This window comes from Streptococcus mitis (genome assembly GCF_946190375.1).
GTDB lineage: Bacteria > Bacillota > Bacilli > Lactobacillales > Streptococcaceae > Streptococcus > Streptococcus mitis_CJ.
This window is the reverse complement of the sequence record NZ_CAMIAF010000002.1, coordinates 107,140-133,154: the sequence shown is the minus strand read 5'-3', so window position 1 is coordinate 133,154 and position 26,015 is coordinate 107,140. Positions and strand designations below refer to the sequence as shown.

21 protein-coding genes and 1 pseudogene are annotated in these 26,015 nt (G+C 37.7%); 13 read left to right on the top strand and 9 right to left on the bottom strand.

All coding sequences use genetic code 11. The annotated features are described in order from the left end of the window. Window positions 1–28: 28 nt before the first annotated feature. From N8M09_RS01900 to N8M09_RS01880, 5 genes are all read right to left on the bottom strand, one after another. Window positions 29–943 (bottom strand): DUF4097 domain-containing protein, encoded by a 915-nt coding sequence (locus N8M09_RS01900; protein WP_261062966.1) that lies wholly within the window; start codon window positions 941–943, stop codon window positions 29–31. Next, window positions 936–1,529, bottom strand: coding sequence for a DUF1700 domain-containing protein (locus N8M09_RS01895; RefSeq protein WP_173213213.1), 594 nt, complete (start codon window positions 1,527–1,529; stop codon window positions 936–938). Before N8M09_RS01895 ends, N8M09_RS01900 begins: the two co-directional genes overlap by 8 nt. Next, complete coding sequence (locus N8M09_RS01890) at window positions 1,516–1,842, bottom strand: PadR family transcriptional regulator (protein WP_000273854.1); 327 nt, start codon at window positions 1,840–1,842, stop codon at window positions 1,516–1,518. The genes N8M09_RS01895 and N8M09_RS01890 overlap by 14 nt, the downstream gene beginning before the upstream one ends. A 209-nt stretch (window positions 1,843–2,051) precedes the next feature. After that, window positions 2,052–3,986, bottom strand: a complete 1,935-nt coding sequence (locus N8M09_RS01885) for a retron Ec67 family RNA-directed DNA polymerase/endonuclease (RefSeq protein ID WP_261062965.1) — start codon at window positions 3,984–3,986, stop codon at window positions 2,052–2,054. Between the two features lie 342 nt (window positions 3,987–4,328). Then, window positions 4,329–5,495 (bottom strand): CynX/NimT family MFS transporter, encoded by a 1,167-nt coding sequence (locus N8M09_RS01880; protein WP_261062964.1) that lies wholly within the window; start codon window positions 5,493–5,495, stop codon window positions 4,329–4,331. Window positions 5,496–5,645: 150 nt separating this feature from the next. Here N8M09_RS01880 and N8M09_RS01875 point away from each other — a divergent pair, with 150 nt between their 5' ends. Then, window positions 5,646–6,683: a glycosyltransferase family 2 protein gene (locus tag N8M09_RS01875; RefSeq protein WP_419991725.1), complete on the top strand. Its 1,038-nt coding sequence runs from the start codon at window positions 5,646–5,648 to the stop codon at window positions 6,681–6,683. 67 nt (window positions 6,684–6,750) lie between these two features. After that, complete coding sequence (locus N8M09_RS01870; RefSeq protein ID WP_261062963.1) at window positions 6,751–8,601, top strand: polysaccharide biosynthesis protein; 1,851 nt, start codon at window positions 6,751–6,753, stop codon at window positions 8,599–8,601. A gap of 114 nt (window positions 8,602–8,715) precedes the next feature. Here the strand turns inward: N8M09_RS01870 and N8M09_RS01865 are convergent, their stop codons facing one another. Genes N8M09_RS01865 through sdaAB form a run of 3 tightly spaced genes read right to left on the bottom strand, consistent with a single transcriptional unit; the run spans window position 8,716 to window position 10,922 of the window. Further along, entirely contained in the window at window positions 8,716–9,348 is a 633-nt protein-coding gene (locus N8M09_RS01865) for an HAD family hydrolase (RefSeq protein WP_261062962.1), read from the bottom strand. A 21-nt stretch (window positions 9,349–9,369) separates the two neighbouring features. Continuing rightward, window positions 9,370–10,242: an L-serine ammonia-lyase, iron-sulfur-dependent, subunit alpha gene (sdaAA, locus tag N8M09_RS01860; RefSeq protein WP_261062961.1), complete on the bottom strand. Its 873-nt coding sequence runs from the start codon at window positions 10,240–10,242 to the stop codon at window positions 9,370–9,372. 8 nt (window positions 10,243–10,250) lie between these two features. Next, window positions 10,251–10,922, bottom strand: a complete 672-nt coding sequence (gene sdaAB / locus N8M09_RS01855; RefSeq protein ID WP_000838912.1) for an L-serine ammonia-lyase, iron-sulfur-dependent subunit beta — start codon at window positions 10,920–10,922, stop codon at window positions 10,251–10,253. Window positions 10,923–11,163: 241 nt separating this feature from the next. Here sdaAB and apf point away from each other — a divergent pair, with 241 nt between their 5' ends. From apf to argH, 8 genes are all read left to right on the top strand, one after another. Continuing rightward, a complete protein-coding gene (gene apf / locus N8M09_RS01850) occupies window positions 11,164–11,787 on the top strand; it encodes an aggregation-promoting factor (protein ID WP_261062960.1) in 624 nt (207 codons plus the stop codon). 137 nt (window positions 11,788–11,924) lie between these two features. Continuing rightward, window positions 11,925–12,782, top strand: a complete 858-nt coding sequence (locus tag N8M09_RS01845) for a helix-turn-helix domain-containing protein (protein ID WP_261062959.1) — start codon at window positions 11,925–11,927, stop codon at window positions 12,780–12,782. 380 nt (window positions 12,783–13,162) lie between these two features. After that, on the top strand, window positions 13,163–13,750 hold the full coding sequence (locus N8M09_RS01840; protein ID WP_261062958.1) for a hypothetical protein: 588 nt from the start codon (window positions 13,163–13,165) through the stop codon (window positions 13,748–13,750). A 150-nt stretch (window positions 13,751–13,900) separates the two neighbouring features. Continuing rightward, window positions 13,901–16,009: a bacteriocin-associated integral membrane family protein gene (locus N8M09_RS01835; protein ID WP_261062957.1), complete on the top strand. Its 2,109-nt coding sequence runs from the start codon at window positions 13,901–13,903 to the stop codon at window positions 16,007–16,009. Next, window positions 16,006–16,647: an ABC transporter ATP-binding protein gene (locus N8M09_RS01830; RefSeq protein ID WP_261062956.1), complete on the top strand. Its 642-nt coding sequence runs from the start codon at window positions 16,006–16,008 to the stop codon at window positions 16,645–16,647. The genes N8M09_RS01835 and N8M09_RS01830 overlap by 4 nt, the downstream gene beginning before the upstream one ends. A 206-nt stretch (window positions 16,648–16,853) precedes the next feature. Further along, entirely contained in the window at window positions 16,854–17,660 is an 807-nt protein-coding gene (locus N8M09_RS01825; RefSeq protein ID WP_001038480.1) for an ABC transporter substrate-binding protein, read from the top strand. Between the two features lie 16 nt (window positions 17,661–17,676). Further along, window positions 17,677–18,873: an argininosuccinate synthase gene (locus N8M09_RS01820; RefSeq protein ID WP_261062955.1), complete on the top strand. Its 1,197-nt coding sequence runs from the start codon at window positions 17,677–17,679 to the stop codon at window positions 18,871–18,873. Window positions 18,874–18,901: 28 nt separating this feature from the next. Then, on the top strand, window positions 18,902–20,293 hold the full coding sequence (gene argH, locus N8M09_RS01815) for an argininosuccinate lyase (protein WP_261062954.1): 1,392 nt from the start codon (window positions 18,902–18,904) through the stop codon (window positions 20,291–20,293). Window positions 20,294–20,569: 276 nt separating this feature from the next. Here argH and N8M09_RS01810 read toward each other — a convergent pair whose 3' ends face one another. After that, window positions 20,570–21,436 carry a helix-turn-helix domain-containing protein gene (locus N8M09_RS01810; protein WP_261062953.1) on the bottom strand — a complete coding sequence of 289 codons (867 nt, stop codon included), beginning with the start codon at window positions 21,434–21,436 and terminating at the stop codon, window positions 20,570–20,572. A gap of 427 nt (window positions 21,437–21,863) precedes the next feature. On the opposite strand from N8M09_RS01810, the pseudogene N8M09_RS01805 reads away from it, so the two are divergent. The 3 genes and pseudogenes from N8M09_RS01805 (at window position 21,864) to N8M09_RS01795 (ending at window position 25,892) form a co-directional block, all read left to right on the top strand. Continuing rightward, window positions 21,864–24,083: pseudogene (locus N8M09_RS01805) on the top strand (peptidase domain-containing ABC transporter). Window positions 24,084–24,201: 118 nt separating this feature from the next. Next, a complete protein-coding gene (locus N8M09_RS01800; protein ID WP_261062952.1) occupies window positions 24,202–24,543 on the top strand; it encodes an AraC family transcriptional regulator in 342 nt (113 codons plus the stop codon). After that, window positions 24,540–25,892 carry an HlyD family secretion protein gene (locus tag N8M09_RS01795; protein ID WP_261062951.1) on the top strand — a complete coding sequence of 451 codons (1,353 nt, stop codon included), beginning with the start codon at window positions 24,540–24,542 and terminating at the stop codon, window positions 25,890–25,892. The genes N8M09_RS01800 and N8M09_RS01795 overlap by 4 nt, the downstream gene beginning before the upstream one ends. Window positions 25,893–26,015 lie beyond the last annotated feature (123 nt).

Below are 26,015 nucleotides of genomic sequence, written 5' to 3'. Positions count from 1 at the left end.
ATCATTTTGATAGATATAAGTAGATTTGTTAAGGTTTGTTGGCTGTAGTTTCAAGACTAATATAATCTTCAGCCCTAGCTATGAGTTGACCTTTTACATCGGTTTTTTCAGTTTTGTAAGGGTTGCTTAATTCGTTTGGGTGATGTTGACTCTCATCTCTTGATAACTGATAAATAGGACCATAGTGACTTGATAGGTCTAAGTTGATTTCTTGGCTTTCTTGTTGAGTTAGTGTGATGCTGAGTTCATTTTTAGAAGTTAGTTCTACCTTACCATATACTTTAATATTGTCAACGTAGAAGTGATTTTTTGTTGACTCTAGCTGACTATCTGTAAGGTCTGTATCAAAGATATTGATGATATTAGGGGTTGTGAGTTTACTGTTTTTGATACGACTTCCTTCAATTCGGAGGAGATAGGCATTATTGGTATTGAGGGTCACATTTTCAAGGCTGGCATTGGTGATACTGGTTTGACCGCGATTGGCTGAGATGTTAATCCCTTTTAGACTTCTTCCTTTTGGAACTTGGAGAATAACTTCTTCAAAACGACGAGAGTAGTTACTTGCGACATGGAGAATCCCGCCAATTCCAGAAGAGAGAAACGGACTTTCAGACAGTTTCTTATCAGTGAGGCTCAGCGTTTTATCGTTCTGATTTGTGATAAGATCATGGTGAGCAGAAAGAGATGGATGGTAAGAAATGTGGATTTGATCATCGAAAGAGTCTGTGATGGTCAGTGCGTGTTGATGGAGAGTAATCTCTAGGTTTTCGACTTCCTTGCCAAAGGTCAACTCTTCCATCCGACTATCATAGACAGGCTCCTTGGACATGGCAAGCAAACTCTTAATCCCGTCAGATTGGATGCCTACAAAGAGCAGGATAAAGCCGATAATGGTAGTCACCACACCAAAAATGAGAAATCCTTTTGTAAACTTACGCATGCTGGTCACCTCTCTTTCCTTTTTTGAGAACCAATTGCACCAAGCGAACAATGAGTAGGCCGAAGAAGCGGGCTACATAGGAAATACCTAGTAAGACTAGTGAAGAAGCACCGATAGCCAGTAAACCAGAACCAAAAATCAAGATAAAGGCTGATTTAGCTTGGGCGAGAACAGTGAAACTTTCAACTAAAAATAGGAATCCGCCGATGATACCAAGTATGGAAACCGCAAAGAAAGCTAGAATGACAGTTAAGGCTGCCACAAGGATTGCGAACAGGGACACGAGGATGGCGATTCCCAGAGGAATACCGATGGGTGCTGCAAGGAGGGCTAACAAGGCGATATGCAAAATTTGTCGGTTATTTTTTTGAGCGGGTGCCTCATTGATTTTTTTATCGAGAAGATTAGAGAGGACTTCGTGAGCTGCTTCCTTAGGAGTTCCTAAGCTAGCGATGAGTTCTTCCTCTCCTTCGACTCCAGCATCGTCAAAGAGTTCCCTGAAATAGTCCATGGCTTCAATTTGGTCAGCCTGAGGCAGTTTTTTGAGATAGAGTTCTAGCTGAGTCAGGTATTCAGTTCTTGTCATGGCGGATACTCCCTTCTATGATGCCATTAATGGTGTCTGTATAGAGTGCCCATTCATCTTTTAGGGTCAAGAGCTGCTCTATACCACCGTTTGTCAAGGAGTAGTATTTGCGCATGCGACCTTGGAACTCTCTAGAATAGGTTGTCAGAAAGCTATTGCCTTCCAATTTTTTTAGGATAGGATAGAGTGTAGATTCTTTGATATTAGCGATCAGCTTAATGGTTTGGCTGATCTCATAACCATAAGAATCCCCTTTTTCCAGTACGGCCAAGATGAGAAATTCAATCAAGGCAGAGGATGTTGGAAAGTACATGGGAAACCTCCTTTTCTAATGTGTAAGATTTTTATATATAATTTTTCTACACATACATTGTACATCTAAAAGAAAGCCCTGTCAAGAGAAATGTGTAAAATTTTTATATATAAAAAAACTCCTAGGCAAAACTAGAAGTTTAGAGGATATCTTGTATAAATTTGATATTTGATAGAAGTCAATATTTTAAAAATAAGCAAGAATCATGATTAATAATTTAGGATATTATCTCTTATGCTGTCTAGCAATGGAATAAACTCAGTAAAATCGAATTTCTTATAATTCTTTAGAACATACTTTGAAAAAATATCCTTTCCATAATGATTAGCACCACCATCTTTGGAGAATGTCTTCCCTTTTAACATGGGTGGCAAATTACGTGACAATAATAGGTCTTCGATATCAGAGGAATTTCCATTATTTCTAGTGGATAATAACGGCGTTGCCATTATGTACAAATTATTTTTCTTTGTAATCCTATTAAATGATGTGCCTCTAATTTGATCCAAATTATTTTTTGAAATCGCTAAGTCACGTGCATGTTTCACAAAATCATAAAGTGGATTCCCTGACGGTTCATTGTCAAATAAAAAAATCGTTGGATTCTTGGGCCTCTTTTTTGTTAGCTTTTCAAAATAATCAATATAATTCAAATATAGTACCTTTTCAGTATCACTCATTGGAAAACTCTCTTTGTCAGAGAAATAGTTATACCAAAATAAAAATCCACTTCCTCCCTCGGGGACATTAAAAAGATACTCAATTGTATTAGTGTGATTTAGAAATTCAATTTTAAATATAAAGTTATTACCAACTTTTTCAACAAGTTCAGGATAACTTAGATATAATTTTTTTAAAGCCGCTTTAATATACCGGGGATCAGTCTTTCCCTCTGTTATAATTAGAGGTTTGTCGTTTCCGAAAAAGTATTTATAAAATAGAAATTTCTTGTACTCTTTTTCTCTAGAATTGAATAAAGACATGTACATTTTCTTTTCTTCTTTACCGATACTGTAAAATTCTGTAGGTAATTTATATGTACTATGTTTTTTATTATAGAATAATTCTTTTCGTAAATCTTTATTATAAAAGATATACTTCCAATAATATTTCGATTCAGATTTTTTTGATGAATTTCTTCCTAATAAATATTTTTGTGAGTCTAGATTATTTTGTATCAGGGATTTTTTGTAAAGTAAGTAGTTGTTGTATTGATCTATTTGAAAAATAAAAGCAAATCGTCCCGTTAGTTGGTTGAGTGTTCCTGGTTTTTTATCTATTTCAAAAGCTCCATCTTTGTATAATTGAAAGGCCATTGCACGAGTATTTTTTACGTACTCTCTTTTTACATTTATCTTCTTGTTGACAACCAGTCCAGTAACTTCTTGGCGCTGCATGTTATTACTCAACCGTGTTTTTTTAGGATTGATTTCAAAACCAGATGAGATGATTAGTTCCTCCAATTCAGCTAAAAAGTTTTCTAACTCTTGGCTTGCTCTCAATTTATTAGAGTTTAATTCACGATTTGTTGAAAAAGTCATATCATCGGCATATCTAGAATAAGTAAAACGATACTTTTTAGCAATTTTGACAATCCGATAATCTAAAATTCTAGTAATTAAATTTGTGATGATGGGAGAAGACGGGGCTCCTTGTGGTAATTTACCTTGATAACATGCAATTTGTGCAATTACTGTAGCAATTTCTGGTGAAACAGCAAAATCTCTATCTTTTATAAAGAAGCCTCTTACTCTTCCAAAATTAAAAGAATCAAAAAAGTTTTTCAAGTCAATGTTCAGAATGTATTTCTTGTTTCGATGCATCTGAGAGTTGGTAATAATGCTTTTCCCCTTTTCAAAAGCATGAGACAGAACAGGATTTTTTTCTGTAGGTTTGAATTCTGAAACTTTCAGAAAACACTCCCATAAAACATCAGCTAATTTTTTCTGAAGAAATTTTAGCTCCTTTTTAGGTGCATGTATAACTCTATCCCCACCATTTTTTTTAGGTATTGTGAAAGAGTTGTACAAATTATCGGTTTTTACAATGTACAATAAATAGTTAATGTATCTGGCGTTTTTAAAACCAAGAAGCCTTGCAAAGTCATCCTTGGTTTTGGTTTCTAATCGATTTAATTTAGTCATTATCTTATCCTTAATAAAAAAGCGCATGAAAACTCTTATGCGAACGACAGTATAGAAATCTTCCTTCGGCAGAGATAAAACATACTGCAACTTTTTCCAGAAGAAACCTAATTGTCTTAGTTTTGAGATTACTGGAGTGAGCTGAACACTCTAGTAACATTTTTGTTAATACTTGCGAACACACAAGTCAAAAATCTAATCATGCGCAACTTTATTCTATCACAAAATAACCTGTTAATCTAGAATTAAGATATCTTAGACTATAAATTTTTATCAACATCTAAAAAAACCAGACAGAGTCTGGCTTTGCATTATTTATATTTGAGAAGTATTTTAGAATAATTAAAGGATTTTATCAGCTCTGTCCACTGTAAAGAGGGCCACAGTCATGATGATATCTACGAGCAAGAGAGCAGCTACAGCTGGTACCCAAGAGTGGAAAAGGTCAAAACTGTAACCAAAGAGGGTTGGCCCAAAGGCTGCTAGGATATAGCCTCCTGTTTGAGATAGGCCGGACAATTGGGCTGTCTTTTCAGGGGCGCTTGTCTTGAGTGAAAAGTTGACCATGAGATAAGGGAAGAGGGCGCTAGTTGCGGTTCCGATGAGGAGATGGATGGCAAGCCAGTAAAAGAAATTACCGATTGGGAAAAAGAGCATGGAAATGCCGACAACACCAGCCAGTGAGACCAGAGTGAGCATGAGCTGACGGTTACGAGTTGACAAGCTGGTTGTCAGGCTTGGGATGGTCATTGAAAAAGGAATGCTAATCAGAGAGAAGATAGAAGTCAGCAAGCCAGCTTCGTGACTGGATAGGCCTGCATGGATAGCCATGGTAGGTAGCCAGGTCATAGCGGTGTAAAAGAGCAAGGATTGAAAACCGGCAAAGACAATCACTGCCCAGACCTGTTTGTTATGCATGACCTTTGCTTTGCTTTTTTGTTTGGTTTGCGGAGCCAGTTTGTGATTATAGCGGTGATTTGGGAGCCAGACCAAAAAAGTTGCTAGACAGAGCAGGGTGAGGAGGATGATAAGTCCTTTCCAAGAACTGGCTTGTGTAATGGGCACAGCTAGATAGGAAGCCAGAGCCGTTGCAATCCCCATAGAGGTTACATATAAGGTGGTCAGAAAACCAATCTTCTTTGGTTGATTGGCTTGGATAAGACTAGGAAGCAGCACATTGATGACTGCGATACTTGCCCCAACCATCAAGGTTCCTAGATAGAGCAGGGGCAGATTGATTAGTCGAATGAGAGAACCGATGGTCAAGAAGAAAAGGCTGTAGGTGAAGAGATGCTCCAAGCCGATTTTTTGAGCCAGTCGGGTAGAAAAGAGTGAGAAGAGGGTAAACATGAGGAGGGGAAGACTGGTCAGGACACCAAGCGAACTAACTTCTACCCCCAGACCTTGCGAAATATCTCCCAAAATAATGGGTAAAACGGTAAAAGGAGTCCGCAAGGAAACACCAATTAGGATAATACCTGGAACAAAAAAGAGTGATTGCTTTTTCATATAATACCTCTTCTAGCTGATTTTAATAACAGCTTATTTTAAGGCTTTTTCCCTATAATGTCAAGTAAGGTTTCTGGCTTTCAAGATAAAAATGGGAAAGTCTTGAAAATTATGATAAAATAGTGGAAGGAAAAATTCAGGAGAGTAGTAGTGACTCAAAATGTTGAAAGTCTTCTCGTATCCATTGTAATCAGTGCATACAATGAAGAAAAATATCTGCCTGGTCTAATTGAAGACTTAAAAAATCAAACCTATCCTAAAGAAAATATTGAAATTCTATTTATAAATGCTATGTCTACAGATGGGACAACAGCCATCATTCAGCAATTTATAAAAGAAGACACAGAGTTTAACTCAATCAGATTGTATAACAATCCTAAGAAAAATCAAGCTAGTGGTTTTAACCTGGGAGTTAAACATTCTGTAGGGGACCTTATTTTAAAAATTGATGCTCATTCAAAAGTTACTGAGAGTTTTGTAATGAATAATGTGGCTGTTATTCAACAAGGTGAATCTGTCTGTGGGGGACCTAGACCGACGATTGTTGAAGGAAAGGGAAAATGGGCAGAGACCTTGCATCTTGTTGAGGAAAATATGTTTGGCAGTAGCATTGCCAATTATCGAAATAGTTCCGAGGATAGATATGTTTCTTCTATTTTTCATGGGATGTATAAACGAGAGGTTTTCCAGAAGGTTGGTTTAGTAAATGAGCAACTTGGCCGAACTGAAGATAATGATATTCATTATAGAATTCGAGAACATGGTTATAAAATCCGCTATAGCCCAAGTATTCTATCTTATCAGTATATTCGACCAACATTCAAGAAAATGCTGCATCAAAAGTATTCAAATGGTTTGTGGATTGGCTTGACAAGTCATGTTCAGCCTAAGTGTTTATCATTATTTCACTATGTTCCTTGTTTATTTGTTTTGAGTCTTGTGTTTAGTCTAGCATTGTTACCGATCACATTCGTATTCATAACTTTACTATTAGGTACCTATTTTCTACTTTTGGCATTACTCACTTTGCTGACTTTATTAAAACATAAAAATGGATTTCTAATTGTGATGCCCTTTCTTTTATTTTCCATTCACTTTGCTTATGGCCTTGGAACGGTTGTAGGTTTAATTAGAGGATTTAAATGGAAGAAAGAGTACAAGGGAACAGTAATTTATTTGGAAAAATAAGCCAAATAAATTAAAATGTGCTACAATAACAATATAGTAAAACTCTTTTAAGGAGGAGTAAATTTCTATGAATAAAAAACTCACAGATTATGTGATTGATCTGGTGGAAATTTTAAATAAACAACAAAAACAGGTTTTCTGGGGAATATTTGATATTTTGAGTATGGTGGTTTCCATCATTGTATCTTATATCTTATTCTACGGCTTGATTAATCCAGCACCTGTTGACTACATTATCTATACGAGTTTGGCTTTCCTGTTTTATCAATTGATGATTGCATTTTGGGGCTTGAACGCTAGTATTAGTCGTTACAGCAAGATTACGGATTTCATGAAAATCTTTTTTGGTGTGACTGCGAGCAGCGTCTTGTCATATAGTATCTGCTATGCCTTCTTGCCACTTTTTTCAATCCGTTTCATCATCCTCTTTATCTTGTTGAGTACCTTCTTGATTTTATTGCCACGGATTACTTGGCAGTTAATCTACTCTAGACGCAAAAAAGGCAGTGGTGATGGAGAACACCGTCGAACCTTCTTGATTGGTGCTGGTGATGGCGGAGCCCTCTTTATGGATAGTTACCAACATCCAACCAGTGATTTGGAACTGGTCGGTATTTTGGATAAGGACGCTAAGAAAAAGGGCCAAAAACTTGGTGGTATCCCTGTTTTGGGTTCATATGATGATCTGCCTGAATTAGCCAAACGCCATCAAATTGAGCGTGTTATCGTTGCGATTCCGTCGCTTGACCCGTCAGAATATGAACGTATCTTGCAGATGTGTAATAAGCTGGGAGTCAAATGTTATAAGATGCCTAAGGTTGAAACTGTTGTTCAAGGACTTCATCAAGCAGGTGGAGGCTTCCAGAAGATTGATATCACAGACCTTTTGGGTCGTCAGGAAATTCGTCTTGATGAATCGCGTCTGGGCGTAGAACTGACAGGTAAGACAATCTTAGTCACAGGTGCTGGAGGTTCAATCGGTTCTGAAATCTGTCGCCAAGTTAGCCGTTTCAATCCTGAACGTATCGTCTTGCTCGGTCACGGGGAAAATTCAATCTACCTTGTGTATCATGAATTGATTCGTAAGTTCCAAGGGATTGATTATGTACCAGTTATTGCCGATATTCAAGACTATGACCGTTTGTTGCAAGTCTTTGAACAGTACAAGCCAGCTATTGTTTATCATGCGGCAGCCCACAAGCACGTTCCTATGATGGAGCGCAATCCAAAAGAAGCCTTCAAAAACAATATTCGTGGAACTTACAATGTTGCTAAGGCTGTTGATGAAGCCAAAGTACCTAAGATGGTTATGATTTCGACAGATAAGGCTGTTAATCCACCAAATGTTATGGGAGCAACCAAGCGAGTGGCTGAGTTGATTGTCACTGGCTTTAACCAACGTAGCCAATCAACCTACTGTGCAGTTCGTTTTGGGAATGTACTTGGTAGCCGTGGTAGTGTCATTCCAGTCTTTGAACGCCAGATTGCTGAAGGTGGGCCTGTAACGGTGACAGACTTCCGCATGACCCGTTACTTTATGACTATTCCAGAAGCTAGCCGTTTGGTTATCCATGCTGGTGCTTATGCCAAGGATGGAGAAGTCTTTATCCTTGATATGGGCAAACCAGTCAAGATTTATGACTTGGCCAAGAAAATGGTGCTTCTAAGTGGCCACACCGAAAGCGAAATTCCAATTGTTGAAGTTGGAATCCGCCCAGGCGAAAAACTCTACGAAGAACTCTTGGTTTCGACCGAATTGGTTGATAACCAGGTTATGGATAAGATTTTCGTTGGTAAGGTTAATGTCATGCCTTTAGAAGCCATCGATCAAAAGATTGAAGAGTTCCGCACTCTTAGTGGAGATGAGTTGAAGCAAGCCATTATCGCCTTTGCCAATCAAACCACCCACGTTGAATAAAAAAGAAAAACGCATATTATCAGGTCAGTACAAGAAGAACCTTGGTAATATGCGTTTTGTTATGTAGAAACTTGCTCCATTTTCTTCTGAAATGGGGGTATCGCCCAGTCTATGTTATTGAAAATACGCCAAAACCTCTAATGGTTTGTGGGCGATATAATCAGGTTGATAGTCTAGTAGATCTGCTTGCTCTCCAAATCCCCAAGTGACGGCCAATTTCTGAATGCCTGTTTCTTGAGCCCCCTGCATATCAAACTTGGTATCTCCGATAATGATGGCTTGTTCTGGTGCTAGTTGATGTGTCTGCAAGGCTTGGCGAATGACATCTGCCTTATGGGGTGTTTCAGGGCTGGAACCATAAATACCATCAAAGAAATGAAAGATTCCCAAGTTCTTAGTCATGTCTTGAACGGTTGGAGTATTCTTTGTAGTGGTGATGTAGAGAGGGTAATTCTTAGATAGTTCTTGAAGCAATTCTACAATCTGAGGGAAAAGTTGAGCTTCATGGATGCCTTTTGCCTTGTAGTAGGAACGGTATATCTGGACAGCCTCAGAAATTTGGTCTTTGGGAAGGCAGGTCGCAAAACTACTTTCGAGAGGTGGTCCCATAAAACCACGAATCGTTTTGGTATCAGGACTAGGCACCCCGAGTTCCTTAAAGGTATAGGTAAAGGCATTGTGAATCCCGATAGAACTGTCAACGAGGGTTCCATCCAGATCGAAAAAAATCGCTGTGATAGAGGTCATGGTTTCTCCTATTTGATAAACTTATTCTCCGAAAATTTCTTTTTGGAGGCGACGACCAGTAGGGGTGGCAGCGAGTCCACCTTCAGCTGTTTCACGAAAGGCAGTTGGCATGCTTGCTCCTACTTGGTACATGGCATCGATAACTTCATCCACAGGAATTTTAGATTCGATCTCTGCCAAGGCCATGTCTGCTGCGATGAAAGCAAAGCTGGCTCCCATGGCATTGCGTTTGACACAGGGAACTTCGACCAAGCCGGCAACAGGGTCACAGATGAGGCCCAGCATATTTTTAATGACAAAGGCAATGGCCTGACTGGCCTGATAAGGTGTTCCACCGGCAGCCAGAGTCAAGGCTGCAGCACTCATAGCAGAGGCCGAACCAACCTCGGCCTGACAGCCACCTTCAGCACCTGAGATAGAGGCATTGTTTGCGATGACTAGTCCAAAGGCACCGGCAGCAAAGAGGAAATCCAGCTGTTGTTCGTGATTGAGGTCTAATTTTTCAATAGCAGCTGTTAGAACTGAGGGCAGACAGCCAGCACTTCCTGCGGTCGGAGTGGCACAAACCAAGCCCATTTTAGCATTGTGTTCATTGACTGCGATGGCATTTCGGGCAGCAGAGAGAATCGTGTAATCTGACAGAGTTTTTCCGTTTTTAATGTAGTGATCCAATTTTGCAGCATCTCCACCTGTCAGGCCACTACGAGATTTATTTTCATTGAGGCCAAGTTGGACAGAGGCTTTCATGACTTCCAGATTGCGTTCCATGAGAAGGAGGACTTCTTCACGTTCGCGACCGGTCAATTCAAACTCTGTTGTAATCATGAGTTCTGCGACATTTCCTTGAAAGTCCAGTTCTGCCTGCTCGACCAATTCTTTGATAGAATAAAACATGCTTCCTCCTATTTAAAGAAATTGACATTATGGAGATGAGGGATTTTTCGAATTTCTTCGATGGCCTCATCACAGTTGCGACTGTCAACTTCGATAATCATAATAGCTTTTTCACCAGCTTTTTCACGAGTAACATTCATCTGGGCGATATTGATACCATAGCGTGAAAGGGCCTCTGTTACGAGGGCAATCATACCTGGAATATCTTGATGAACGATGATGATAGTCGGTGTATTCATATTGAGAGAGACGGCAAAGCCATTGAGTTCGGTGACCTGAATGTTCCCTCCTCCGATAGAAATACCAGTCACGCTGATGGTTTTATGGGCATTTTTAACGGTAATTTTAGTGGTGTTTGGGTGAGGGGCATTGCTGTCTTTCTGAATGGTCCAGACAATCTTGATGCCACGTTTGTGGGCAATCTCCAGACTGTTTGGGATTTCAGGATCATCTGTATCCATGCCTAAAATACCTGCAACAAGGGCTAGGTCTGTTCCGTGACCACGATAGGTTTTGGCAAATGAGTTAAAAAGTTGGAATTCGACTTCTGTCGGAGTATCATCAAAAATGGAAGAGACAATCTTCCCAATACGGACAGCACCAGCGGTATGACTACTAGATGGGCCAATCATAACTGGTCCGATGATATCAAAGACAGATTGAAAACGAAGTGATTTCATCAGTTTCCCCTTATAAAAATTCTTATCTCTATTATATCAAAGAATAAAGGTCTTGGCTTTAATTGTAGATGAAAACCTTTCTAATACCTTAAATAGCATAAAAATAGTATCTTTTATGACAAAAAATACCTTATTTAGGGAAATAAAAAATAATTTTGTAATATTTCTACATAAAAGTGTCAAGAAACAGTAATATTTAAAGGGTATGATAGAAGTATAGAAAGAAGGAGAATTTTCAAATATGAAATCAACAACTAAAAAGATTAAAACAACTCTTGCAGGAGTAGCTGCCTTGTTTGCAGTATTTGCTCCATCATTTGTATCTGCTCAAGAATCATCAACTTACACTGTTAAAGAAGGTGATACACTTTCAGAAATCGCTGAAACTCACAACACAACTGTTGAGAAATTGGCAGAAAACAACCACATTGACAACATCCATATGATTTATGTTGGTCAAGAGTTGGTTATCGACGGTCCAGCAGCACCAGTAGCCACAGCTTCAACGACTTATGAAGCTCCAGCTGCCCAAGACGAAACTGTTTCAGCCACAGTGGCAGAAACTACAGAGGTGGCAGAAGAAGAAACTCCAGTAGCAAGCGCCCCAGTAGCAGAAGAAACGGTTGCTTCAACTGTAAGCGGATCTGAAGCAGAAGCCAAAGAATGGATCGCTCAAAAAGAATCAGGCGGTAGCTACACAGCTACAAACGGACGTTACATCGGACGTTACCAATTGACAGATTCATACTTGAACGGTGACTACTCAGCTGAAAACCAAGAACGTGTAGCAGATGCCTACGTTGCAGGACGTTACGGTTCATGGACAGCCGCTAAAAACTTTTGGCTTAACAACGGCTGGTATTAAGAAATAGGGGAAGAGCTTTTAATAGCTCTTTTTTCTTACATTTTGAGAAACCTGTTCACCCTTTGTAGACAATATGTCATAATCTTCTCAAAAAAGTAGTATAATGTTTTTATAGAATATAAATAGTGGTGGTTAGCATGCATGCATTATTAGCAACAAGATTAAAAATTAAGCGAAAAGAGCTGGGCTGGTCGCAAAAAGAATTGGCAGAAGGAATTTGCCAACAAACTCAGATAAGTCGAATGGAACAAGGCAAATATATGCCAGGAGCAGATTTGTTATATAAATTATCTGAAAAAATGGGCTTAAATATGGACTATTTCTTTTCAGGAGAAATTTCGAAAGAGTTTCTAGGCTTGTCTGCTTTCAAGAGGTTGTCTGAAACATTGTTGGAAAATCAAGATTATGCCTCTTTGAAATATGCTTTTGAGGGAGAAAGAAAGCAACAGACTTCCTTATCTTTTGATGAAAAGATTTATCTGGACTGGATAGATGCCATTCTAACCTATCAATGTGAACATCAATTAAAACTAGCTATTTCAAAAATAGAGGACATCCTCAGTAGGATTAGTATTGATAAAGTGGATTATTTGTATATTTTGAATACCCTGCTGATTTTCTTAGGCTATGATGAGGATAAGGAGAAATTTGAACAACTATATGAACAGGTTTCCGTAGCTCTTTCAAAAATCGATACCAGTGTGCGTGAACAAATTGAGTTGTATATCAAAATAAAATACAATTATTGTTACCACCTTTGGAAACAGGAGGAGATGGATAAGTCCAGAGCCCTATTATTGGAGATGATTGAATTTTGTAACAAGTATCATAGTAGCTTTAGGCTAGCAGATTTATATTGTTTGTTGGGAAATGTAACAGAAGATCTTGATATCTCTGTTGCTAAGGACTATTATATGAAAGCTAAGGTGCTCTATCTAATTGAAAATAATGAAGTTATGGCACTCAAGGTAGAACAATATCTGATGGATAAGTAGTCAGATAATGTACAAGGATAGCAGAAGCTATCTTTTTTATGTGTGGAATATAACTATAATTCTTCTTTTTAAAAATATTTATATTATCACTTAAATTGCTTGACAGTTTATATATGTTGATTTATAATATAGGTGAAACGGGGGTTGTGCAAGCGTTGACAAATTCAGTGCCCTTAACTTTGTATTTAGTCGAGAATTATGATGTAGCTAGAAAAGGGATGGAAAAATGTTTAAAAATAAGGAGCTTTTTCGAGTAGTCATGATATTTGTGATAGGAATTATCCTAATTTTAATGTCACCAGTTTTATTTAAAGTTGTTATGGAACTATTTTCAAAATAGATAGGCCTCTAGGCGGAAAAGTTAATCAGGAGGTTAAGTAATGAACTACAATTTAAAATATCTTTTATCAGGAATATTTGTCCTAGACTTTATAAGCTTCCTAGTCTGGATGCGTTATTTTAATCAGAGGAAGGAAGAAGAGCATTCGGATGTGTCTTTTGAAGCGAGGTTAGATAGTGAGGTCAAGGCCTTATATAAACAACTAGGATTGGGTGAGGAGCCTCATTATTTCTTAGCGTATCGCTACCTACATCCTTGGTTCAACTTGGCGATTTTACCACCAACAGTTGAAATTTTCTTAACTAAAATAGCGCTGGTGATGGTGACCCCAGATGAACTACTGATAAGAAATCTTGGGAATGGGATGACTTTCACAAGTGAGCATCATCGTGATTTGCGGCAAGGACTTATCCGCATTCCAAAATCAGAGATGAAAGAATTTGAGATTCGTAACTGGAAAAAATTTTTTGTATTTGGCGATTTTTTGACAATTAAAACAAGCCAACATAGCTATTATTTACAGGTTAGAGATGATGGACTTCAAAAAGGAAGTCTTTCTACCAAACACTTCTCAGACCTAAAGAGACAAGATTTTCTAGGATTATTGACAGATAAACGGACATTTTGATAGACGATTGCTCAAAAAACTAACCTCTAAACATTCAAAAACCACACAGTGTTTTCAGCCTTGAACACAATTAAGCTGAGAGAATCACTGTGTGGCTTTATTGGAAAGTTAGTTTTTTTCCAGTTTCGTCTCTTCACGGGAGGTATCTCTATGAAAAAAATCAGTCATCTTTGTATGCTCCTGCTCTTACTGTGTACTACGTTTTTTGTCCTGAATGTAAATGTTACACGAGAAATAGTGCGGATTCAGGAGATGGGCAAGACAACTTATTCATTTGACTTGTACTTGAAAGATGTCACTAAACCGACAGAAACTATTCTCCAGTTTTTTGAAGAGGTTGCAAGTCAAGACAAGGTCTCTATTATCAAAGTAGATAATGGAGATGAGGCCGTCAAGGCTGGTGTTTTTGATAAGGAAACCTTCCCCTATCAGGAGTTCGGTCTGACTTCTCTTGATTTCTCAAAGAATGAGAAGGGAGTCTACAGCAACCAGGACCTTCCCAATAATCTAGGAACCATTCCCACCTTTTTAAAGGTGAAACTCATTCGACTCCAGACCTTCCAATCCTATATTGAGGATAAATCCCATACTGTAAATGGACGCTACATGATTACCTCTAGCAAAGAGATAGATCATGATACCATTCTACAAAAGTGGAGTGATTTTTTCCAGATAGATAAGACGATTTTATTAGAACCCACTTACCGAAGTCAGGTTGGAGTGCTAAATCAAGCTTTGTTACTATCTATCATTATCTTTATCTTGGCAATCTTGCTTGTGATTTTAATGACAGTTTATCAGCCGATGATGGAGATGAAACGAGTGGGGGTTCAAAAGTTACTTGGTTTCCAAAGCAGGGCGATTTTAGCTGGTTTTGTAAAGACTAATTTTTATCTTCTCCTGGGTGGAAGTCTTGTCATTGACTTGGGACTATTTTTAGTGCTGGACTACAGACCAAAACTTCTGTTCCCAAGTTTACTCTTATCCCAATTTCTGCTTTTACAGTTGTATTTGTTCATCAGTTGGCTGACCTACCTGATGATTCAGAAAATGACAGTCAGCTCCATGTTGAAGGGTTTTTCATCTGTCAAACTTGGTCTCGTCTTCAATTATGTGATGAAAATAGGGACAACTATTTTATTGACGGTTTTACTGATTGGGGTAGGCAGAAGTCTAGAACAAGAAAACAAAGAACTTGCTTATCAGCAACAGTGGGTAAGCCAAGGCAATTACCTGACCTTAGAAACATTCAAACTCAATGATAATCTGTGGCAAGAAGAGCTAGCAGGGTCAGGGAAATCTACAGATTATTTCTATCGATTTTATCAGGATTTGGTAGAAAAAACGCAGGCGGGCTATGTGCAGAGTAGCAGTCTTCCTGTAAAAAATTTTGTCCAATCAGAACAGATTCAGCAATATCAGTTAACAGATACGGTGGATGTTTACTATGCCAATCGCAATTTTCTAAAGAGCAAGGGATTCAAGCTACCAGATACCGGTATTAAAAAAGTTATTTTGATGCCAGCAAGTACGAAAGGTGAAGAAGATAAAAATCAGCTCTTGGGGAAGTTAATTGCCTTTCATTCGATGAAGTATGAAGAGCAGCAAAAACGAACGATAGAGGAGATGGATGTCGAGATTGCCTATTATGAAGGAGATTGGTCATTTTTCCCATATAGTGATAAGCGAAAGGAAAATCTCTCCAATCCAATTATTAGCTTGGTAAATGATTCTGATATGATGTGGGATGAGAAAGCCTCCCTGTCAACAACTGGCTTAAATAATCCGATTAAAATTGAAAATACGGTTCAACATCAAAAAGAGATTACAGAGTTAGTTGAGAAATTGTCAGATGGAAATTATTTAAAATTTTCATCTATTCAAGCCATTCAACAAGAGAAAGTGGATTCTTATAGAGATGCTGTTCGGAATTTTAACCTACTCTTTGCTTTGTTTGGTCTCCTTAGCATGATGATTTCCTACTTTTTACTCGTTACTACTTTCTTGTTGAAGCGCAGGGATATCATTACCAAGAAGTTTATGGGGTGGAAACTGGTCGATCGCTACCGCCCTCTTCTAGTTCTGCTCTTGTTGGGCTATAGTCTCCCTCTTCTAGTATTGATTTTCTTTGCCCATGCGCTCTTGCCACTCCTGCTGTTTGCAGGCTTTACATGTCTGGATATACTATTTGTGCTAGTATTGGCTTCTAGGATGGAGAAAAGAAGTCTAGTAGAATTATTGAAAGGGGGCATCTTATGATTGAGTTAGAAAATATTACCAAAACCATTGGAGGAAAAGTGATTTTGGATAACTTATCTCTCAGGATTGATCAGGGAGATTTGGTAGCCATTGTTGGAAAAAGTGGTAGTGGTAAGTCGACCTTGTTAAATTTATTAGGTTTGATAGATGGTGATTATAGCGGACGGTATGAGATTTTTGGTCAGACAAATCTAGCGGTTAATTCTGCCAAGTCGCAAACAATAATCCGTGAACATATCTCTTATCTGTTTCAAAATTTTGCCCTGATTGATGATGAAACGGTCGAGTACAATCTCATGCTGGCACTGAAATATGTGAAATTGTCCAAGAAAGACAAGCTCAAAAAGGTGGAAGAGATTTTAGAGAGAGTAGGTTTGTCAGCTACTTTGCATCAAAAGGTCTCCGAGTTGTCTGGTGGCGAACAACAACGAATTGCAGTTGCTAGAGCCATCTTAAAACCCAGTCAGCTGATTTTAGCCGATGAACCAACAGGTTCTCTGGATCCTGAAAATAGAGATTTGGTCTTGAAGTTTCTCTTAGAGATGAATCGCGAGGGGAAAACAGTTATTATTGTGACCCACGATGCTTATGTAGCCCAACAATGTTATCGAATCATTGAATTGGGCGAGGGGAAATGAGTTCGTTCGGCTTCTTTTGATTGACTGAATACTCATGTTTTCTAGAGAGAAATAGCATAAATACGCCTAGGAATGACATTTTTATGTAGTATTTCTAGGTTTTTTTGTTTCAAATTGAAAATTTTTTCAATTTAGGCTTGACAAATGATGAGTATAGGAGTATTATTTATACAACTAAAAAGAATAAACATAAAGGAGGCTTTGTTATGAATAAGATGAAGAAGGTGTTGATGACGATGTTTGGTTTAGTGATGCTCCCCCTACTATTTGCTTGTAGTAACAATCAATCGGCTGGAATTGAAGCCATCAAGTCCAAAGGGAAATTGGTTGTAGCTCTCAATCCAGATTTTGCTCCATTTGAATATCAAAAAGTGGTTGATGGGAAAAATCAGATTGTGGGTTCAGATATCGAATTAGCCAAGGCTATCGCAACAGAACTAGGTGTCGAATTGGAACTATCTCCCATGAGTTTTGACAATGTACTGGCTAGTGTTCAATCAGGAAAAGCCGATCTTGCCATATCTGGTGTTTCTAAGACAGATGAACGGAGCAAGGTGTTTGATTTTTCAACTCCCTACTATACTTCAAAAAATAAGCTCATTGTCAAAAAATCTGATTTAGCCACTTATCAGTCTGTCAACGACTTAGCGCAGAAAAAGGTTGGAGCACAGAAAGGTTCGATTCAAGAAACGATGGCGAAAGATTTGCTACAAAATTCATCCCTCGTATCTCTGCCTAAAAATGGGAATTTAATCACAGATTTAAAATCAGGACAAGTGGATGCCGTTATTTTTGAAGAACCAGTTGCCAAGGGATTTGTGGAAAATAATCCTGATTTAGCAATCGCAGACCTCAATTTTGAAAAAGAGCAAGATGATTCCTACGCGGTCGCCATGAAAAAAGATAGCAAGGAATTGAAAGAGGCAGTCGATAAAACCATTCAAAAGTTGAAGGAGTCTGGAGAATTAGACAAACTCATTGAGGATGCCTTTAAAGCGTCCATTGAAAAATAGAAAGAAGGAAAAGAATATGAGTAAAGAAAAAGTAATTTTGGCCTATTCTGGCGGTTTAGACACATCAGTTGCTATTACCTGGCTAAAGAAAGACTATGATGTTGTTGCAGTTTGTATGGATGTGGGTGAAGGGAAAGACTTGGATTTCATCCATGATAAGGCTCTTAAGGTTGGGGCAGTCGAATCTTATGTCATTGATGTTAAGGACGAATTTGCTACAGATTATGTGCTAGTGGCTCTTCAGTCACATGCCTACTATGAACAAAAGTACCCCTTGGTATCTGCCTTGAGCCGCCCTCTTATTTCTAAAAAATTGGTTGAAATAGCGCATCAGACAGGAGCGACTACAATTGCTCATGGTTGTACAGGTAAGGGGAATGACCAAGTGCGTTTTGAAGTATCGATTGCAGCCTTGGATCCCAATTTAAAAGTGATTGCGCCAGTTCGTGAATGGAAATGGTCTCGTGAGGAAGAAATTCACTATGCTAAGGAAAATGGGGTGCCTGTTCCTGCTGACCTTGACAATCCCTACTCTGTTGACCAAAATCTTTGGGGACGTGCCAATGAGTGTGGTATTTTGGAAAATCCATGGAATCAGGCTCCAGAAGAAGCCTTTGGCATCACATCTTCTCCAGAGGAAGCTCCAGACACGCCAGAATACATTGATATTGAGTTTAGTGAAGGTATTCCAGTTTCCCTCAATGGAGAAGGGCTAAAATTGGCAGATTTGATTCAAAAACTCAATGAAATAGCTGGAAAACATGGGGTCGGACGGATTGACCACGTGGAAAATCGTTTGGTTGGGATTAAATCAAGAGAAATCTATGAGTGTCCAGGTGCAGTGATCTTGCTGACGGCTCATAAGGAAATTGAGGACTTGACGCTTGTGAGAGAAGTGGCTCATTTTAAACCAATCATAGAAAATGAATTATCAAATCTAATTTATAATGCTTTGTGGTTTAGTCCGGCTACACAAGCCTTGATTGCTTATATTAAAGAGACTCAAAAAGTTGTCAATGGGACTGCAAAAGTTAAACTGTATAAGGGGAGTGCTCAGGTCGTGGCTCGGAAATCACCAAATTCACTTTACGATGAAAATTTGGCGACGTATACCAGTGCAGATACCTTTGACCAAGATGCGGCTGTTGGCTTTATTAAGTTGTGGGGACTTCCAACCAAGGTTCATTCTGAGGTTCAAAAAAGCGCCAAATAGGACGATTGGATAGAGAGGTGGATGTGATATGGCTAAGAATACAAAATTATGGGGTGGTCGCTTTGAAGGTACTGTCGAAGACTGGGTAGAGCGCTTTGGTGCGAGTATATCTTTTGACCAGAAATTAGCTAAATTTGATTTGATTGGTTCCTTAGCCCACGTTCAGATGTTGGGTCAGACGGGCATTTTGAGTTTTAATGAGTCAGAAAAGATTCAAGCAGGCTTGAAAGAACTTTTAGAAGAGCTAGAGGCAGGCCAACTTGACTTTGATATCGCAAACGAAGATATTCATATGAATATGGAAGTATTGCTGACAGAAAAAATTGGTCCCCTTGCAGGGAAGTTACATACAGCTCGTTCTCGAAATGACCAAGTTGCGACAGATATGCACTTGTATCTCAAGGAGCAACTTGGCCATGTCCTAGATAAACTGGCTCATCTCAAAGGTGTTTTATTAGACTTGGCGGAAAATCATGTGGAGACGATCATGCCGGGCTATACCCATCTGCAACATGCTCAGCCTATTAGTTTTGCCCACCACCTGATGGCTTACTACAATATGTTTCAGAGAGACAGTGAACGTTTTGAATTTAACCAGAAGCATACAGACCTGTGCCCTCTAGGTGCGGCAGCTTTGGCAGGGACGACTTTCCCCATTGATCGCCAATTGTCTAGCGATTTGTTAGAGTTTAAGCAACCTTATACAAATTCTTTGGATGCTGTTAGTGACCGCGATTTTATCTTAGAATTTCTGTCTAATGCCAGCATACTCATGATGCATATGAGCCGTTTTTGTGAAGAAATGATCAATTGGTGTAGCTTTGAGTACCAATTCATTACCTTGTCAGATACGTTTACAACAGGTTCCTCTATTATGCCCCAAAAGAAAAACCCAGATATGGCTGAGTTGATTCGAGGAAAGACTGGTAGAGTTTATGGGAATCTGTTTGGACTATTGACAGTCATGAAGTCCTTGCCCTTAGCTTATAATAAGGATTTGCAAGAGGATAAGGAAGGGATGTTTGATACGGTTGAAACGATTTTAAATTCCCTTGATGTATTGGCAGGTATGTTATCCAGCTTGCAGGTAAACAAGGAAAAAATGCAAGAATCTACAGAGAAGGACTTTTCAAATGCAACTGAGTTGGCAGATTATTTGGCAGGCAAAGGCTTGCCATTTAGAGAAGCTCATGAGGTTGTGGGAAGATTAGTGTTAGACTCTATCAAATCTGCTAAAAATATTCAAGATTGGACTTTGGATGAATTGCAAACCTATCATTCCCTCATTGCCGAGGATATTTATGTCTACTTGCAACCTAAAACTGCTGTTCAAAGACGAAATTCCTTGGGAGGTACAGGATTTGACCAAGTGAAATACCAGATTGCAGTTGCTAAGAAAGCGAATGAAGTTAGAAAGTGATAGATTGATAAGAGGTTGGGTGATTGACAGCCTCTTTTTTGTCGTTAAAAAGTGAGATATATTGACTTTTGAAAAAAATGTCATAATTGAGTTGGGATAAACGTAAAAGTCATACTTTCTCGTTAAACCGCTCGGCGATTCATGGTGACATGGACACATAGTAGTAAGCACACTATGTGGCTTGGCAGAGCTAAAAACTTCTGGCTTAACAACGGTTGGTATTAAGAAATAACGAGCAGAATAATATGAAAAGGTCGAGGAAACCCCTCGACTTTTTTATATTATTTCCTTTGGTTGATAATAGGTCTCCACTTCTTTTTTGAGATGAGACAGCATAGAAGTTTCTTCGGTTAGCTCCAGAAGGGAGAACCCTTTTTGGATAAGTTTAGAATCGTCTGTACAAATCCCAATACGGACATAGCAGATAGCAAGCCTATCATAGCTTTTTTTGTTCTTGGCATCCTCCAGTAAAGTGTAGCAGATTTGCTTACACATGTTTTTATCTTGATTGTATAGATAGAGTGTGGAAAGGTTTAATAGAATTGTCATTCGCAAGTCATATAAATGTTGATAGTTTTTATAGACTTCTAAGCGTTGCAAGATTTTTCCAGTGATGAGATGGAGGTGTTCAATGGGCAAGCTGAAAAGGATGGTATTGAGGATTTTTAGGTCACTTTCATACCATGTATCTTGTTTTTCAATCTTTCTCCAAAGTTTTTTGACAACCTGTTCTGCGTGATCTGATAGTTCCCCTGCCCCGTGTTGACGGATATAAATGACAACTTCAAGCATGTCTCTGATTTCTTCTATAGGGAGATCGTGGTGGGTCTTGAGATAGTTTTGGCATTTTTGAAATAAATTGACAAGATCGCTGGTCCCGATAATGGAACGCATATTAAGATAGGTTTGCATGATTTCTGTTCGTTGGCTCGGTTGATAAAGTTGACAGATATATTCAAACTCTTCAAAACTCATATTGATTTGACGGAGAAGAAATTCCATATTTTCATATTTTGGGGTTGTCTTGCCACTTTCAATCTTTGATAAGCTAGTTCTTGAGAGAACACCCCCACAGACCTCTTCTTGGGTCAGCCCCTTTGACTCACGTATTTCTTTATAGACCTTTCCGAAATCATAACGCATGATTTGCTCCTTTCCGTGAAAAAAGTTAACAAACAATAAAATCTTGTTAAAAATATTGTATCATAGCAATGTAAAAAGTAAAAAAAGAAAGTCGAAATAAAGTTGTGAAAAAAGTTAACGTAATTTTGAAATGAGCTTAATAAGAGGTACTATGTAGGTAGAAAATAAAGATAGGAGAAAAGTATGAATAAAAAAATATTTTGTATTCTAGTATGTATTATATCATTGATTAGTCTGGCCATAATCTTTCCATGGGGCTGGCCGATATAATATAAGGGAGCTTGGGTTGTTAAAGGAAGCTCAGTCCTTGGACAAAAATCTGCTGTACTACAATGCTTGGAAAGATATCAAGAACTACTGGGCAGTGATTGAGGTTTGGGTGACATCAAAGAAAAGTTAGATTAATTCTAAAGAATTGAGTATTTCTATGTTAAAAAAATATCCTTGTACGATGCAACATGATCAGTCAGATTGTGCTGCGGCAGTTGTTTCAACAGTTCTTTTATCTTACAAAAAGGAACTATCAATCATGAAGATTCGGGAAATTATTGGTACAGACATGTATGGAACGACTGTCAGTGGTATTGTTTCAGGTCTGAATAAGTTGAATTTTACAGTAAAAGCTGTTCGAGTAGCACTGGAAGATTTGACTCCAAAATTAACATTTCCTGCGATTCTTCAAGTTAAGAATGATTTAGGTCAAAATCATTTTGTGGTACTACATAGTATCAAAAGGAATAGTAAATTCTACGTAGCAGACCCTGCTAGTGGCATACGCAAGATGTCAAGTGACGAACTGGAAGAAATTTATTAAGGTATTACTCTTTTTATGGTTCCAAATTCGGATTTTGAAAGAGGGAAACTAAAGGGAAAAGGACTTCTTGATTTATTTGGAAGGTTAATTTTTAATCAAAAAGGCTTGATTAGTACAGTCATATTAGCTTCCTTTGTTTTAAGCATCATTGGTATTTTATCGAGTCTCTTTTCAAAAGTTATCATGGACGAGGTGATTCCATATGCTTTAAAAAATAGTCTGTATATGTTCTTGATAGTATTTGGAATAGTGTCGTTCTTACAGACTCTTCTATCTGCATTTCGTCAGCACGTTCTTTTGTTTCTATCTCGAAAAATTGATATACCGGTTTTAATGGGATATTATGACCATATTATTCACCTTCCTTATAGTTTTTTTGGAAGTCGTAGAGTTGGTGATGTTTTAACAAGATTTCAAGATGCGATGACAATCAAGAATGTGTTTACGTCAGTCTCTATTTCATTAGTCATGGATATCACCTTGTCAGTTATTAGTGCGGTTGTCCTTTGGACTATTAATCAATCTTTATTTCTGATATTAGTTTTTATGGTTATTGTTAACATCATTCTTATATACTGTTTTAAAAAGCCTTATAAAAAAATTAATCATGAACAAATGGAAGCAAATGGACTTCTTAATTCACAGTTAATTGAATCCATTCGTAACATTGATACCATTAAGTCTCAACATGACGAGGAACAACGTTTAAACAAAATTGAAGAAAAATTTGTTCATACTTTAGAAATTGGTTATAAAGAGGGTGTTTTGAAGAATATTCAGTCTACAATATCCTCAATGACCTCAACCATGGGTGGGTTATTATTTATGGGAGTGGGCGCCTTATTTATCATTGATGGAAAAATGACTATTGGGGACCTCTTGGTTTTTCAGACATTAAGTCAATATTTTACAGAACCTATTCAGAATCTAGTTGGTTTGCAGTTAACCTTTCAAGAGGTACAGGTTGCGGTTAGTCGACTTCAAGAATTGATGGAAGTAGATCGTGAAGACATTGCCTTGGATTATAGTATTAGAGCCTTCACCTTGTGTGATGATATTGAGTTTAAAGATGTAACATTTGCCTATGGTTCGCGCCCTCCTGTTATCAAGAGCTTTAATTTGCGAATTAAACAAGGAGAAAAAATAGCTTTTGTTGGAGAAAGTGGAGCAGGAAAAAGTACGATAGTTCGTTTATTATTACGATTTATAAACCCTAGTGATGGGAAAATTTGTATAGGAGCAAATGACTTATCAGACCTTGACTATGGTAAATTACGTAAGAAAATTTCCTACATTCCTCAAACCATAGAACTCTTTACAGGGACAATTATTGATAATCTAAAAATTGGTAATCCTTCTGTCACATATGAGGATATGGTGAGAGTTTGTCGTATTGTTGGTATTCATGATACGATTCAACGCCTTCAAAATCGTTATGGCTCCTTCGTAGAAGAAGGCGGTCAAAATTTCTCGGGTGGAGAGAAACAACGATTGGCTATTGCAAGAGCACTGCTGAGTAAAGCTGACTTGTATATATTTGATGAGGCAACCTCTAACTTAGATTCATTTAGTGAACAGATTATTCAGGATTTAATCTTTAATAAAATAATAGATAAGACAACAATTGTAGTAGCCCACAGGCTGTCTACAATTCTTCGATGTGATAAGATATGTTTTTTGGAGAATGGTTCCATTGTAGAATATGGGACTCATGAGGAATTAATGGCTAAAAATGGAAAATATGCTAGAATGGTCGAGTTACAGAGTTTTTATATGAAGCAACAAGTAGAACCGTCGGTTATGTTAGATGCAGAGGAGGTTACTTATGGCTAAACTGGAGATTCAAGATAATAAAAAACTAGTATTAAAGTCAGTTATCTGTAAAAAGTTGTATGATATAAAAGTAGAAAATATAAATTAAGAGATTGAAAAGTTTTATCAACATTTGCAGTTGTTAAAAGCACAAATTTTTGGTCCATTAATTGTAAAAAGTTGTGGTACAACTATTCATGATGATGGATTAATAACGACTGATTTTGATTTTTATATTCAAGCTCATAATGCTCAACAGTACAGTAATATTTATGATGTACAGGATTCCATCTCTGTTCCATATTGTTTATATGTTCGTTTTGAAGATAGCCCTGAGTATATGCAGTATGCGTATTCTAAATTGGACCTATATGTCTATGAAAATGATATTCAAACGGATGGGATTGTCTATACAGTTTATGTTAATTCTTCTCCTGAAAAAATGGTAGTAGATATTTTTAGACCAATTGTAAGCCTATGAAATTATATAATAAATCAGAATTACGTTATTCTCGTATTTTCTTTGATAAGAGACCACCAGCTTTTGCGTTTATTCTCATTATTTCAACTGCTATTGTCTTAAGCGGTGCATTGATTGGTGCAGCTTATATACCCAAAAACTATATTGTAAAAGCGAATGGGAATTCAGTTATAACAGGTACAGAGTTCCTATCAGCAATTAGTTCAGGGAAGGTAGTTACTTTACATAAGTCAGAAGGAGATATGGTAAATGCAGGAGATGTCATTATTTCGTTATCAAGTGGACAAGAAGGTTTACAAGCGAGCTCTTTGAATAAACAATTGGAGAAGTTACGCGCAAAAGAAGCTATTTTTCAAAAATTTGAACAATCATTAAATGAGAAATACAATCATTTATCTAATTCTGGTGAAGAACAGGAATATTATGGGAAAGTTGAATACTATCTGTCTCAGTTAAACTCGGAAAATTATAATAATGGTACCCAGTATTCAAAGATTCAGGATGAATATACGAAGTTGAATAAAATAACAGCTGAAAGAAATCAGTTAGATGCCGACTTGCAAGCTCTACAAAATGAATTGCTTCAACTTCAACAGCAAGGAGACTCACCTTCTCTATCAGATACGACATCAGCTGATAACAAAGCTAAGTTAGAAACTAAGATATCAGAAATAACAACAAAAATCGAAGCATTAAAAACAAATATTACTTCTAAGAATAGCGAGATTGATAGTCAACAAAGCAATATTAAGGATATGAACCGTACCTATAATAATCCAACTTCTCAGGCTTATAATATTTATGCTCAATTAATTAGTGAGTTAGGTACTGCTCGTTCAAACAACAATAAAAGTATTACAGAGCTTGAGGCTAATCTTGGAGTGGCAACAGGTCAAGATAAAGCACATAGTATATTAGCGCCAAATGAAGGTACTCTGCATTATCTGGTACCTTTGAAACAAGGAATGTCTATTCAGCAGGGGCAAACGATAGCAGAAGTTTCAGGGAAAGAAAAAGGTTACTATGTAGAGGCTTTTGTACTTGCGAGTGATATTTCTCGTGTTTCAAAAAGAGCAAAAGTTGATGTTGCTATTACTGGTGTAAATAGTCAAAAATATGGAACACTGAAGGGACAAGTCAGACAGATTGATTCAGGAACAATTTCCCAAGAAACGAAAGAAGGGAATATCAGCCTTTATAAAGTCATGATAGAATTAGAAACCTTAACTCTAAAACATGGAAGTGAGACAGTCGTCCTCCACAAGGATATGCCAGTTGAAGTGCGGATTGTCTATGATAAAGAAACCTATCTTGATTGGATTTTGGAAATGCTAAGTTTCAAGCAATAATTGGTTTTAAACATTAAGTCACCTATAAAATAAAGTAAGATAAAGGAAAGATATCTTATCTAGGTAACTAAGTGCTATAAACAAAGTCAACGATCACTTGTTAGGAAGCTATCCTAACCATGC

What these genes read in the sequence shown, in the direction of transcription:
- N8M09_RS01870 (WP_261062963.1), top strand. Translation starts at nt 6,751, where the DNA reads ATGAATAAAAAACTCACAGATTATGTGATTGATCTGGTGGAAATTTTA.
- N8M09_RS01895 (WP_173213213.1), bottom strand. Translation starts at nt 1,529, where the DNA reads ATGACAAGAACTGAATACCTGACTCAGCTAGAACTCTATCTCAAAAAA.
- sdaAA (WP_261062961.1), bottom strand. Translation starts at nt 10,242, where the DNA reads ATGTTTTATTCTATCAAAGAATTGGTCGAGCAGGCAGAACTGGACTTT.
- N8M09_RS01810 (WP_261062953.1), bottom strand. Translation starts at nt 21,436, where the DNA reads ATGCGTTATGATTTCGGAAAGGTCTATAAAGAAATACGTGAGTCAAAG.
- N8M09_RS01825 (WP_001038480.1), top strand. Translation starts at nt 16,854, where the DNA reads ATGAATAAGATGAAGAAGGTGTTGATGACGATGTTTGGTTTAGTGATG.
- N8M09_RS01865 (WP_261062962.1), bottom strand. Translation starts at nt 9,348, where the DNA reads ATGACCTCTATCACAGCGATTTTTTTCGATCTGGATGGAACCCTCGTT.
- sdaAB (WP_000838912.1), bottom strand. Translation starts at nt 10,922, where the DNA reads ATGAAATCACTTCGTTTTCAATCTGTCTTTGATATCATCGGACCAGTT.
- apf (WP_261062960.1), top strand. Translation starts at nt 11,164, where the DNA reads ATGAAATCAACAACTAAAAAGATTAAAACAACTCTTGCAGGAGTAGCT.
- N8M09_RS01885 (WP_261062965.1), bottom strand. Translation starts at nt 3,986, where the DNA reads ATGACTAAATTAAATCGATTAGAAACCAAAACCAAGGATGACTTTGCA.
- N8M09_RS01830 (WP_261062956.1), top strand. Translation starts at nt 16,006, where the DNA reads ATGATTGAGTTAGAAAATATTACCAAAACCATTGGAGGAAAAGTGATT.
- N8M09_RS01820 (WP_261062955.1), top strand. Translation starts at nt 17,677, where the DNA reads ATGAGTAAAGAAAAAGTAATTTTGGCCTATTCTGGCGGTTTAGACACA.
- N8M09_RS01880 (WP_261062964.1), bottom strand. Translation starts at nt 5,495, where the DNA reads ATGAAAAAGCAATCACTCTTTTTTGTTCCAGGTATTATCCTAATTGGT.
- N8M09_RS01845 (WP_261062959.1), top strand. Translation starts at nt 11,925, where the DNA reads ATGCATGCATTATTAGCAACAAGATTAAAAATTAAGCGAAAAGAGCTG.
- N8M09_RS01890 (WP_000273854.1), bottom strand. Translation starts at nt 1,842, where the DNA reads ATGTACTTTCCAACATCCTCTGCCTTGATTGAATTTCTCATCTTGGCC.
- N8M09_RS01840 (WP_261062958.1), top strand. Translation starts at nt 13,163, where the DNA reads ATGAACTACAATTTAAAATATCTTTTATCAGGAATATTTGTCCTAGAC.
- N8M09_RS01795 (WP_261062951.1), top strand. Translation starts at nt 24,540, where the DNA reads ATGAAATTATATAATAAATCAGAATTACGTTATTCTCGTATTTTCTTT.
- N8M09_RS01900 (WP_261062966.1), bottom strand. Translation starts at nt 943, where the DNA reads ATGCGTAAGTTTACAAAAGGATTTCTCATTTTTGGTGTGGTGACTACC.
- N8M09_RS01835 (WP_261062957.1), top strand. Translation starts at nt 13,901, where the DNA reads ATGAAAAAAATCAGTCATCTTTGTATGCTCCTGCTCTTACTGTGTACT.
- argH (WP_261062954.1), top strand. Translation starts at nt 18,902, where the DNA reads ATGGCTAAGAATACAAAATTATGGGGTGGTCGCTTTGAAGGTACTGTC.